General features: G+C 71.3%; 8 protein-coding genes. 2 read left to right on the forward strand and 6 right to left on the reverse strand.

Annotated elements, in window-relative coordinates:
• Positions 1 to 1068, reverse strand: a 1068-nt coding sequence (locus tag HW445_RS07340) for a serine protease (protein ID WP_180220214.1), incomplete at its 3' end; no start/stop codon positions are given.
• A 313-nt stretch (positions 1069 to 1381) separates the two neighbouring features.
• Between HW445_RS07340 and HW445_RS07345 the strand changes: the two genes are divergently transcribed.
• Positions 1382 to 3787 carry an excinuclease ABC subunit UvrA gene (locus HW445_RS07345; RefSeq protein WP_180220215.1) on the forward strand — a complete coding sequence of 802 codons (2406 nt, stop codon included), beginning with the start codon at positions 1382 to 1384 and terminating at the stop codon, positions 3785 to 3787.
• 138 nt (positions 3788 to 3925) lie between these two features.
• Here HW445_RS07345 and HW445_RS07350 read toward each other — a convergent pair whose 3' ends face one another.
• Positions 3926 to 4180 carry an HU family DNA-binding protein gene (locus HW445_RS07350; RefSeq protein WP_180220216.1) on the reverse strand — a complete coding sequence of 85 codons (255 nt, stop codon included), beginning with the start codon at positions 4178 to 4180 and terminating at the stop codon, positions 3926 to 3928.
• 155 nt (positions 4181 to 4335) lie between these two features.
• The gene (locus HW445_RS07355; protein WP_180220217.1) at positions 4336 to 4749 is read right to left on the reverse strand and encodes an organic hydroperoxide resistance protein; all 414 of its coding nucleotides are present in this window, start codon (positions 4747 to 4749) and stop codon (positions 4336 to 4338) included.
• 124 nt (positions 4750 to 4873) lie between these two features.
• Between HW445_RS07355 and HW445_RS07360 the strand changes: the two genes are divergently transcribed.
• Positions 4874 to 5422 carry a MarR family winged helix-turn-helix transcriptional regulator gene (locus tag HW445_RS07360; RefSeq protein ID WP_180220218.1) on the forward strand — a complete coding sequence of 183 codons (549 nt, stop codon included), beginning with the start codon at positions 4874 to 4876 and terminating at the stop codon, positions 5420 to 5422.
• Between the two features lie 85 nt (positions 5423 to 5507).
• Here HW445_RS07360 and HW445_RS07365 read toward each other — a convergent pair whose 3' ends face one another.
• The 3 genes from HW445_RS07365 to HW445_RS07375 form a co-directional block, all read right to left on the reverse strand.
• Entirely contained in the window at positions 5508 to 8735 is a 3228-nt protein-coding gene (locus tag HW445_RS07365; RefSeq protein WP_180220219.1) for a penicillin acylase family protein, read from the reverse strand.
• Positions 8736 to 8964: 229 nt separating this feature from the next.
• Entirely contained in the window at positions 8965 to 10470 is a 1506-nt protein-coding gene (locus HW445_RS07370) for an RICIN domain-containing protein (protein ID WP_180220220.1), read from the reverse strand.
• Positions 10471 to 10533: 63 nt separating this feature from the next.
• A partial coding sequence (locus HW445_RS07375) for a pectinesterase family protein (RefSeq protein WP_180220221.1) occupies positions 10534 to 11949 on the reverse strand: 1416 nt, incomplete at its 5' end.

Consider the following 11949-nt stretch of genomic DNA (forward strand, 5'->3'; position numbering starts at 1 on the left):
CCGCAGCATCTCGTCCCGGAGCCGGGCCGGCGTTCCGCTCAGCGTGACGCGGCTCAGCGCCTGGAGGATGCGGCTGACGCGCACCCCCTCGTTGCCCTTCCAGGCCAGCCGGTGCTCACCCATCCAGGGCTGCCAGAGCGCGCCGTCGAGGGTGAGCGGCCGTCCCTCGCTGTCGGTCCTCGGCACGGCCGAGTGGTGCAGGGCGACCACCTCCCACTGGTCGTTGAAGACCGGCGAGCCGGACGAACCGCGCGCGGTGTCGGTGACGTAGTGGACGTAGCTGTCGAGCAGGTCGACGATCTGGTTCTCCCGCAGCGCCAGCTGCTTCGGTTCGCCGTCGGGGTGCTGGACGATGTTCACGAACTCCCCGACGATCGCCTTTCCCTGCGCACCGTCCAGCGGGAGCCAGTGGAACCGCTCGAGCGGCGCGGACCGGTCCCCGCCGTCCGTCACGGCCACCACGCTGAAGTCCAGCTCGGCGTCCGTGACGAAGAAACTCTGCGGATCGAGGGGGAAGGCCGCCGGAACCAGCGGCGTGCCGTCGAGACCGGCCTGGAGATTGAACTCGACGACGGCCCGCCCCGCTTCCTCCTGGCCCCGCAGCACGTGGTTGTTGGTGATCAGCAGCGAGGGGGAGACCATGAAACCGGTGCCGTGGTGCCTGCGGCCCGAGGTCCCGGTCACGGTGATCCTGCCGACGGACCGGGCGGCCAGCTGTCCCCCCTCCAGATACGCCACCTCCGTGAGGTCGTTGCGCCCCATCAGACGCTCCAGACCGAGCACGTCCGCACCGAACTCCTCCGGCTCCAGCGGCAGCGTGCCGCCCGCCGAGCTCCGTGGATCCGTGCGGACGCGCTCGACGGATCCGGCGAGCGACCAGTCCGCGTTGAGCCGGGCCAGCCGTTTCTGCACCCGCTCGGGATCGTCCGCGTACAGCACACCCCGGTCGGCGACGGTGCGGCGGTTCGCCTCCCGCCGCGCGGTGCGCTCCGCGAACCGCTGCCCCGCCTGTTCCAGCTGGAGCGCGTACGCGGCCGTGGCCGGGGAGACGTGTTCCTTGGTGACCATGGACTTACCTTCTCGTCCTGTCGGTTCCCTCCTTCCATTGTGGGACGCGACGGACACGCGTGCCTCTCCGCGGGGACGGGGCGGCCGCGCGGATGCCGCGGCGCGGGCCGGACGGCCACCGCATCCCCGGCCGCGACAGGATCACGCGCGGGCGAACCCGGGACGTTGTCGGTGGCGGCGTCTACTGTTGCCCGTGGTCGGCCTGGGAGCGGGCACGCGGCCGGCGCCGCCCTGCCGGCGACCACCGCGTGCGCGCCCCCGGCCGCCCCGGACACCCGGACCGACCCGCCCCTCTCCCGCACTGGAGCCTGTCGTGAGCAAAGCCGCACCCCCGGCCCCGAACGGACCGCAGACACCGGTCCCCGCCCCTCATGACGTGATCCGCGTACACGGCGCCCGGGTCAACAACCTCCGAGACGTCAGCGTCGACATCCCCAAACGCAGCCTCACGGTCTTCACCGGCGTCTCCGGCTCCGGCAAGAGCTCCCTCGTCTTCGAGACCATCGCCGCGGAGTCCCAGCGGCTGATCAACGAGACGTACAGCGCGTTCGTCCAGGGCTTCATGCCCACCCTCGCCCGCCCCGACGTCGACGTCCTCGAAGGGCTGACGACCGCGATCGTCGTCGACCAGGAGCGCATCGCCGCGGACCCCCGCTCCACCGTCGGCACGGTCACCGACGTCAACGCCCTGCTGCGCATCCTCTTCAGCCGGCTCGGCGATCCCCACATCGGCCCTCCGAGCGCCTTCTCCTTCAACACCCCCTCGGTGCGTGCCGCCGGCGCGATCACCGTCGAGCGGGGAGCCGGCAAGACCGTGAAGCAGACCTTCTCCCGCTCCGGCGGCATGTGCCCCCGCTGCGAGGGCCGCGGCACCGTCTCCGACATCGACCTCACCCAGCTCTACGACGACTCCAGGTCGATCGCCGAGGGAGCCTTCACCATCCCCGGCTGGAAGTCCGACAGCTGGTGGACGGTCAGGATCTACGCGGCCTCGGGCTTCCTCGACCCGAACAAACCCATCCGCGAGTTCACCGAGAAGGAGATGGAGGACTTCCTCCACCACGAACCCGTCAAGATCAAGGTCGAAGGCACCAACCTCACCTACGAGGGCCTGATCCCCAAGCTCCGCAAGTCGATCCTCTCCAAGGACCGCGACGCGATGCAGCCGCACATCCGCGAGTTCGTGGACCGCGCGGTCACCTTCGTCAGCTGCCCCGAATGCGACGGCACCCGTCTGAACGAGACCGCGCGCTCCTCCCGCATCCGCGGCCGGAACATCGCCGAGCTCTGCGCCATGGAGATCGGCGAACTCGCCGCGTGGGCCGCCGAGCTCGACGAGCCCGCCGTGGCCCCCCTGCTCACCTCCCTCCGCGGGGTCCTCGACTCCTTCGTCGAGATCGGCCTCGGCTACCTCGCCCTGGAGCGCCCCACCGGCAGCCTGTCGGGCGGCGAGGCCCAGCGCGTGAAGATGATCCGCCACCTCGGCTCCAGCCTCACCGACGTCACCTACGTCTTCGACGAGCCCACCGTCGGCCTGCACCCCCACGACATCCAGCGGGTCAACAACCTCCTGCTGCGCCTGCGGGACAAGGGCAACACCGTCCTGGTCGTCGAGCACAAGCCGCAGACGATCGCGATCGCCGACCACGTCGTCGACCTGGGCCCGGGCGCGGGCACGGGTGGCGGCACCGTCTGCTTCGAGGGCACGGTGGAAGGCCTGCGCGCGGCCGGCACCGTCACCGGGCGCCACCTGGAGGACCGCACCGCCGTCAAGGACGAGGTGCGCACCCCCACCGGCCGGCTCGAGATCCGCGGGGCCGGGACGCACAACCTGCGGGACGTCGACGTCGACATCCCGCTCGGCGTCCTGGTCGTCGTCACGGGCGTCGCCGGCTCCGGCAAGAGCTCCCTCGTCCACGGCTCACTGGTCGGCACGCCCCTCGGCGCCGACGTGGGGGTGGTCTCCGTCGGCCAGGGCGCGATCCGTGGTTCACGGCGCAGCAACCCCGCCACCTACACAGGCCTCCTCGAGCCGATCCGCAAGGCGTTCGCCAAGGCCAACGGCGTCAAGCCCGCACTGTTCAGCGCCAACTCCGAGGGCGCCTGCCCGGGTTGCAACGGGGCCGGCGTGGTCTACACCGACCTGGCGATGATGGCGGGCGTCGCCACGCCGTGCGAGGACTGCGAGGGCAAGCGGTTCCAGCCGGCCGTCCTCGAATACCGCCTGGGCGGCCGGGACATCAGCGAGGTCCTCGCCATGCCGGTGTCCGAGGCGCTGGACTTCTTCGCGGACGGCGAGGCCCGCACGCCCGCCGCGCACCGGGTCCTCACCCGGCTCGACGACGTCGGTCTGGGCTACCTCACCCTCGGCCAGCCCTTGACGACCCTCTCCGGCGGAGAGCGGCAGCGCCTCAAACTGGCCACCCACATGGGCGAGCCGGGAGGCGTCTACGTCCTCGACGAACCCACCACCGGCCTGCACCTGGCCGACGTGGAGCAGCTGCTGACCCTTCTCGACCGGCTCGTCGACTCCGGCAAGTCGGTCGTCGTCGTGGAACACCACCTCGCGGTCATGGCCCACGCCGACTGGATCATCGACCTCGGCCCGGGCGCGGGCCGGGAGGGCGGCGGCGTCGTCTTCGAGGGGACCCCCGCCGACCTGGTCGGCAAGGCGTCCACCCTCACCGCGGAGCACCTGGCCGCCTACGCCGCGCGCTGATCCGCGCCCGGGGGTTCCGCGCCGTCCCCACAGGTGCGGAACCCCCGGGGGAGCCGGCACGCCGCCGCCGGGCCCGGGCGGCGCCTTCGGTGCGGAGGGAGACCGCTGCCGTCCTCCGGGGCCCGTCCGGCCACCGCCTCAGCCGACCTGGCCGTTGACGAACTCGTCGAGCGCCCTGCCCGGCCGCAGCCCCGTCTCGCCGTTCCGGTGGTGGAAACTGCCGAAGGCGTCCAGGGTCACGGTCTGGCCCTCCTTCAGGGCCTCCGCGATCGCCCCCGCCCCGTCGACGGTGCCGAACACCGCGTCGACCACCCGGCCGACCTGCTCGGACGTCAGTTCACCGTCCTCGGCGGCCTTCCGTGTGACCGCTGCGACCAGCCCGGACCTGTCCATGCGACGCACCCGTTCCTCGAGATCGCTGCCCGGAGCGCGGCGACGGGCCTCACCGGCCGCTCACGGCCCCGGCCCGACCATCGTGGCACCGCGCCGCCGCTCCCGCACCAGGAAGGCGTCCCCCGCACCGGGGGCCGTCCCGGTGCGGCCGGACCTCACTCGATGACGAGGTCCACCGGGATGTTGCCGCGCGTCGCGTTGGAGTACGGGCAGACCTGGTGCGCCTGATCCACCAGCTTGCGTCCCGTCTCGGCGTCCACGGACTCCGGCAGCTCGATCCGGAGCGTCACGGCCAGGGCGAACCCCGGACCGTCCTTGCCTATCGACACCTCGCCGGTCACGGCCGCGTCGGAGACGTCGATCTTCGCCTGCCGCCCGACGGCGCCGAGGGCGCTGGCGAAGCAGGCGGCGTAACCGGCGGCGAAGAGCTGCTCCGGGTTGGTTCCCTCACCGTTGCCGCCCAGTTCGCGCGGGGGCGCGAGCTGGACGTCCAGCTTCCCGTCGGAGGCCACGGCGCGGCCCTCGCGCCCGTGGGTGGCGGTGGCGACGGCGGTGTACAGCGCGTCCATGCGAGTCCTCTTCTCCCTGCGTGGAGGCGGAGCCGGACCGGCGCCGCCGGACTCAAGTTAAGCACGCAATTCAATTGTGCACAATCAAAATGTGGGCGGGCTACCTGCGGGCTACCCTGATCCCATGGACACCCCGCACCCCGGCCGCGTGGACGAGCAGGGTCAGACGGGCCTCGACGAGGCCCTTCTCCTGGACAGCCAGATCTGCTTCTCCCTCAACGCGGCCTCCCGCGCCTTCGCGGCCCTGTACCGCGTCGTCCTCAAGGACCTCGGACTCACCTATCCCCAGTACCTGGTCATGCTCGTCCTGTGGGAGGACGGCACCACTCCCGTCAAGCACCTCGGTGAGCGCCTGCGCCTGGACTCCGGGACCCTCTCGCCCCTCCTGAAGCGCCTCGAGGCGGCCGGACTTGTCCACCGCCGCCGGTCCGCCGCCGACGAGCGCTCCGTCCACATCCACCTCACCGCCGAGGGACTCGCCCTGCGCGAACAGGCATGCCACGTCCCCCGTCGCATCGCGGCCGCCACCGGCTTCGACCGCCAGGACGCCCGCACCCTGCGCCTCCTGCTGACCAGACTCACCGGCGCCCTCGACGACGCCGCCGGGCAGGACGCGGCCCCGCCCGCTCCCGCGGGCCCCGCGGGTCGGGGAGGAACCGCAGAAGAGCGGTGACCCGGACACGACGGACCCGCCCCCGCCGGCAGCCGGCGGGGGCGGGTCCGTCGCGCTCCTCCGTCACGTACCCGCGGAGACGCGCCTACTGGCTGTAGACACCGATCTCGTTGAGCGAGTACCGGTTGTCGGTACCGCGCACGAGGAGGCTGACGCGGACGTAGCGGGCGTCGACCGGACTGAAGGACCGGTTCTCGGAGCCTCCGCTGCCGGCCGTGGTGGTGTGGACGGTGGACCAGGTGGCGTTGTCGGAGGAGACCTGCACCTGGTACTTCACGGCGTACTGGTCGGACCAGTCCAGGAAGACCCGGCCGACCCTGCGCACCGCCTTCAGGTCGACCGTGATCCACGCGGTGGAGACGGTTTTGCTCGCCCAGCGCGAGCCGAGGTCGCCGTCGATCGCCTTGCCCGGCGGGTAGGACACGACGATGGCGTCCTGGTGGTCGGAGGCCGTGGCGGTGCCGCCGCGCGCCAGGTTGGTCAGGGTGTCCGCCCGGGTGGCGGGGAACTCCACCACCTGCTGGTAGGTGGGGCGGTTCTGCCAGGCGATGCGCGGCGCGGTGATGCCGCCCATCGCCCGGTGCACGATGGCGTCCGCGCAGACCTGGTCACCGGGGTCGCAGGAGTCGTCACCCGGGTAGACCGCGGCGGCCGGCTGGGCGGCGGCGGCGGTCAGGGTGTCCAGCAGCACGGTGCGGCAGGAGGAGACGGTCCCGCTGCCGCAGTAGGTGCGGTCCAGGGGCGAGGCCACGCCGCGGCCGAGGACGGACCGCAGGTCCTTGTCGAGGTAGCTCCACCAGCCGTGCTGGAAGGCGGAGCCCTTGTGCGCCTGACCGGCGGCGATGCCCGTCCCGGTGGCGCCGGAGCCGTTCTGGCCGCCGGACGGCGACTCGTTGATCGGCTCCACGGCGGTGAGGGCCCGGTAGGCCTCGGTGCCGAGGTCCGCCTCGAAGACGCCCTCGATCAGCAGCGGCCACCAGGCGTCCAGGATGCGGATGGCGTTCGCGTGCGTGTACGTGCCGTCGCCCTTCGCCCCCTCGCGCCGTTCCGAGCCGGCCGCCACCCAGGCGCGCAGCTCGGACACGGCGGCGGACGCCGCCGGGTCGGTCACCTGCGCCGAGTCGAGCACCTCCAGGAGCTCGGGCAGCACCTGTTCGGCCCGCAGGTCGGTGACCGCCGCGTCCTCCATCGCCTGGACCAGCTTGGCCCGGGTGACGCCGCCGGTGTCCACCAGCGCGGAGACCCGCCCGTCCAGCAGGTCGGCCCGGTGCACGGCGCCGTTGCTCCAGCCCGCCGCGTAGTCGTCGGCCTGCTTGTTGTTCCAGCTGATGTAGTAGTCCTCGTCCTCGGACTGCGGGTGCGCCGAGGGAGCGGTCACGTCCGAGGTGTTGTCCGACGGGTCCCAGTTGCGCCACTCGTGGGAGGAGCGCGCCCAGATCGGCTGGTCCGGGTCGGTGCCCGCGGCGCGCACCGGGTTGTGGCCCGAGTTGTAGTACGTGGTGTGCCGGGAGTCCGCGTAGAACCAGTTGAACGTGTACCCGATGTCCTGGGCCGCGATCCGGAACGCCGAGGCCGAGGTGATCACCGAGGGATCGTTGAACTTCTGGAAGCCGATCACCGAGTCCAGCTCGTGGTGGTAGGTCGAACGCAGCGCCGTGTAGGCGACCGGGGTGCCTCCGCTGGTGCCGGTGTGCGTCACCAGTCCGTACGCCGAACGCAGTGTGGTCAGGTCGTAGGAGCCCGCCGCGGTGCCGTCCGCGGTCGTCGGTGACCAGGAGTTGTGCACGGTCAGCTTCTCGAAGGGCGTGCAGGTCCCGTCCAGGAGATAGGACTGCGAGGCGGTGGTCGGCGTCGCGCCGGACGGCTCGCACAGCTCGACGGCGAACGTGTCGGTGATGTCCTGGTTGGCCGACGTGGCGCTCCAGGCGTAGTCCAGGCCCCGTCCGATCTCCACGTAGAAGCTGATGCCGGGGAAGGAGGCTCCGCGGGAGCGCAGACCGGGGCCGTCCAGCTCCTGCACCATCAGCAACTGCGGTGCGTAGTAACCGGTCTGGGGCCCGAACACGGCGATCGGGTGACCGGAGGCGGTGTGCTCCCCGGACACCACCAGGGCGTTGGACATGCCCCGCCTCGCGGTGATCAGGTCCCCCGGGAGGACGCCCTCCGACGAGGAGGAGACGGACGACTCCGCCGGCGTGCCGGCGGTGGCCGTCGCTCCGGTGCCGGTGCCGTTGCTCACGTGCTGGTAGGCCTTGACCGAGCCGCGGTCCGGTGCGGCGACGCCGACCGGGGAGTCGGGACTGGTCGCGTAGGGGAAGGAGCCGCCGGTCGTGGTGGTGGCCTCGGTGTCGTTCTGGGCGCGCCAGGCCTTGTAGGCGGCAGCGCCCGCCGCGGTGCCGTACTGCTTCTGCAACGCCAGCTTGGCGAGCGCGTTCTCCACCTCGCCGCCGCCTCCGCTGCCGAAGATGGCGCCGATGACGGAGGCGATCGCCACCACGTCGGTGGCGGTGAAGTCCTTGATGTCCTTGCCCTGCCCGGTGAGTTCGTACTCGCCGGGATAGGTGTTGTCGCCCACCGTGTCGTCGATGAAGGCGTTGATGCCGGCGACGTAGTCGGTGATGTCCTGCACGGCCTGGGCGCCGCGCGCCCCGGAGCCCTTGATGCGGTTCAGCTGGTCCTGCAGGTCCGACTCCTCGTAGGCGGCGACCGCCCACAGGCTCTGCTCCAGTTCCCGGTTGCCGCTCGCTCCGCCGGCGAACGACGAGAGCTGGGCGCGGCCCACGTGGCGCAGGATGTCCATCAGCCACAGCCGGTCCTCGCCGGCCGCGTAACCGGCACCGAACTCGGTGTCGGAGCGGGTCGTGCCCTTGATGTGCGGGGTGCCGGTGGCCTTGTCCCGGGTGATCGTCACGCCGGAACGCGGGCTGTAGGAGGACTCCACCTGGTCGGCGGCGACACCGAGGGAGGCGTCCGAGAAGTAGTCGGCGAGCTGGTCGTCGGTCAGCCCGGAGTAGTTGTGCAGAAGGTCGTCGTACTTCTCGATCTGGTCGGCCGAGTGCGCGGGCCGGGTGCCGATGCTGCGATGCAGCAGGATTCCGGCCAGCGTCGCGTGGCCGTTCTCGCCGGGGGTGAGGATGTCACCGCACTGGCCCACGCAGGGGTCCGAGGCGCCGGGCCAGGGGTCGGAGGTGGCCACGGCGCCGGTGGCCCCGGTGAGCGTGCCGGCCAGCAGCGCGCCGGCGGTCAGCAGGACGGCCACGGAGCGGGATCTGCCCCGGCGGCCGTGCCCGAGGAGGCGGGTGAAGGGATTCAAGAGGGGATTCTCCGGGTCTCGTACCGACGCGACGTGGGGGGTGCGCCCGCACGCTAAGCCCCGGCCCCCCACCGGCGTAAGCCCCGGGAAGCGTTGACAAGAACATGCAACATCTCCTTCACGGGCCCGGTCGGCCGCCGCGCCGTCCCCTCGCCGGTGTCGAGCGGCGACTCCCGGGCCGGGGGCCTCATGAACCGGGGCCCCCGTGCACCGGGGGCCCGGCCGTCACTCACTGCCCGATGGTGCTCTGCGGGCCGGTGTACTGGCGCAGCAGCGCCGGGACGTCCTTCGCGGCGTCCAGGGAGTAGCTGTAGTGGCTGCGCGGGTCGAAGGTGGTGCCGCCGGTCTGCTGCTTGCCGGTGGAGTTGACGACCACGGAGCCCGTCTGCGACAGGGACGCGGCCGAGGTGTCGGGGTAGTACGGGTTGGCGACGTTCTCGTAGTAGCTGTTCTCGATGACGGTCCTGGACCGGCCGCGCGAGAGGTTTCCGTACGAGGTGATGTTCTGCAGGTAGTTGTTGTAGAGGTGGGCCAGCGCCACGTTGTCGATGCTGGGGTTGCGCTGGTTGGTGTCGTGGATCCAGTTGTGGTGGACCGTCATGCGGGCCGTGGTGTTCTCGGTCCAGCCGATGCCGAAGGCCTTGTTGACCTCACCCAGGTCGTTCCAGGAGACGGTCAGGTAGCTGGTGTCCTTGCGGCTGTCGATCAGGCCGTCGTTCATCCGCTCGATGCGGTTGTGGTCGATCCAGATGTGGTCGGCGGTGTCCATCTGGATGCCGTCGTAGTCGAAGTCCTTGTCGTCCGGGTCGTCCTCGGCCATGCGGGTGTCGCGGATGGTGAGGTTGCGGATGATGACGTTGCGGGTACCGGCGCCGAGGAAGAAGCCGCCGTTGACGATCTCCCCGGAGGTGCCGACGCCGATCAGCGTCTTGTTCGACTTCACGGGGATCTCGTGGCCGTACGGGGCGACGGTGATCGCCCCGGCCACCTTGATGGTGTAGGGCTCGCTCGCCGTCGCGTACCGGACCAGGTCGGCGTAGGTCTTCACGGTGACCGTGGCTCCGGCCGCGCCGCCCGTGGTGCCGCCGCCGGTGGAGGCGAAGCCGTCCGCGGTGTTCGACCAGGACCGGCCGCTGCCGCCCCCCACCGGCTTGAACGCCCACTGCTTGTTGGTGTTGGCCGTGCAGGTCTCCTGGATGATCGGAGTCCCGTTGGTGGTCGAGGCGAGCTCGTCGGAGAGGCACAGCCCGGAGTTCACGTTGATGATCTGCCAGGTGCCGGATCCCGAGGCCACGAGTCGCCACTGCTGGTTGGTCCTGCCCGCGCCGCACTCGTACTGCTGCACCTGGACGCCGCTGACGGTGGAGCGGGAGGGCACGTCGACGCACAGGCCGCTGTCGACGCCGACGAGGGTGTGGACGCCGCTGCCGGCGGACTTCAGGGTGAACTGCTGCCAGGGGGAGTTGTCGGTGCAGCCCCACTGCTGGAGCTTGGTCTGGCTCGCCCTGGACGCTCCGGGAACGTCGATGCACTTGCCCGACTTGGTGACGACGAGCTGGTACTTGACATCCACGGCGGGGAGCTCCGCGGCCTGGGCGCTGTCCGTCGGGGTGACCGCGCCGACCACTCCGCCGGCCACCACCGCCAGGGCGGAGACCGTGGTGGCGGCCTTGCCGGGACGGCGGCGGTGGCGGTGGCGGGCGGGCGGGGAGTCAGGGGTACTGCGTCGGCTCATGTCCGTCTTCCTTCTCGTGGGTGTGGAGCGGGTGCGTGGGGGTGGGGCTCGGCCGGTCCCGGGTCAGCCGACCGGGTTCCAGCCGTCGGTGCCCGCCAGGTACTTCTGCGGGGTGTAGGAGGCGGCCTGGGCGGCCGTCAGCTGAGGGCGGTTGCCGTTGACGGTGGCGCCGGGACCGGTGTTGGCGTATTCGAAGAAGCGCGCGTTCTGCCAGGTGGCGTCGGACATGTCGGTCCACGGCTGTGCGGTGGCGACCGTGTTCGACAGGGTGGACTCGCGGACCACGACCTGCGCGTTCTGCCGCCAGGGCCGGCCGAGCTGGGTCCTGCCGGTGTTGGCCCCGGTGATCGTCGAGCGATGGAAGAGGAAACCGTAGGCGCGGTCGGCGGGGGTGCTGGCGGCGGTGATCGGGCCGCCCGTGCTGCGCTTCTCGTGGATGCGGCAGCGGTCGAAGACGGCGATGCCGCCTCCGTAGACGAAGTCGACGGTGCCCTCGACGTAGGAGTCGCTGACGTAGGCGCGGGCGTTGTTGTTGACCAGGAAGGTGTCCTGGTCGCCGAGGAGCCGGACGTCGTCCAGGAGGGCCCGGTCCGCGTCCAGGTAGAGGGCCAGTGCCTGGTCGCCGGTGTCGGAGGAGTTCTCGTCGAAGTCGTTGGCCATCGTCAGCCGGTCGGCGGCGAAGTCGTGGCCGAGAGCCACCACGGTGGCGCTGCCGGACGTTCCGTAGCTCCCGGCGTTGCGGTTGCCGATGATCACGACGTCGTCCGGGGAGTCGCCGTTGCCCCGCAGGGTGACGAACGGCTTGTCGGCCGGGACGGTGACCTTCTCCCGGTAGGTGCCGGGCTTGATGGTGATCGTCACCGGTTCGGTGTTGCCCTTCGGCACCGCGTCGATCGCCGCCTGGACCGTCCGGTACGCGCCGGTGCCGTCGGCCGCCACCGTGTTCGGCGTGCCGGAGCCGCCGCCGGAGCCTGCGACCGGCTTGAAGGTCCACTGCTTGTTGGTGTTGTGGGTGCAGGTCTCCTGGATGACGGGGGTGCCGTTGGTGGTGGAGGCGAGGGCGTCGGAGAGGCAGAGGCCGGACTTGACGTTGATGATCTGGTAGGTGCCGGTCCCGCTGGGGGTGAGGCGCCACTGCTGGTTGGTCTGGCCGGCTCCGCAGCCCCACTGCTGGACCTGGGTTCCGCTGACGGTGCTGCCGGAGGGGACGTCGACGCACTGGCCGCTGTTGACGCCGACGAGTGTGTAGACACCCGTCCCGGCGGACCTGAGAGTGAACTGCTGCCAGGGGGAGTTGTCGGTGCAGCCCCACTGCTGGAGCTTGGCGCCACTGGCGGTGGAGGCGCCGGGGACGTCGACGCACTTGCCGGACCTGGTGACGACGAGCTGGTACTTCGTGTCCACCGCGGGCAGTGTCGCGGCGCCGGCCGGCGCCGCGAGCTGGACCGCGGCGGTCACTCCGCCCGCGGTCATCACCAG

Origin of the sequence: Streptomyces sp. UH6 (genome assembly GCF_013421635.1) — a bacterium.
Taxonomy (GTDB): Bacteria; Actinomycetota; Actinomycetes; order Streptomycetales; family Streptomycetaceae; genus Streptomyces; species Streptomyces abyssomicinicus.

Coding starts and splice junctions, on each gene's coding strand:
- HW445_RS07355 (WP_180220217.1), bottom strand. CDS start 4,749: ATGGACGCGCTGTACACCGCCGTCGCCACCGCCACCCACGGGCGCGAG.
- HW445_RS07350 (WP_180220216.1), bottom strand. CDS start 4,180: ATGGACAGGTCCGGGCTGGTCGCAGCGGTCACACGGAAGGCCGCCGAG.
- HW445_RS07360 (WP_180220218.1), top strand. CDS start 4,874: ATGGACACCCCGCACCCCGGCCGCGTGGACGAGCAGGGTCAGACGGGC.
- HW445_RS07370 (WP_180220220.1), bottom strand. CDS start 10,470: ATGAGCCGACGCAGTACCCCTGACTCCCCGCCCGCCCGCCACCGCCAC.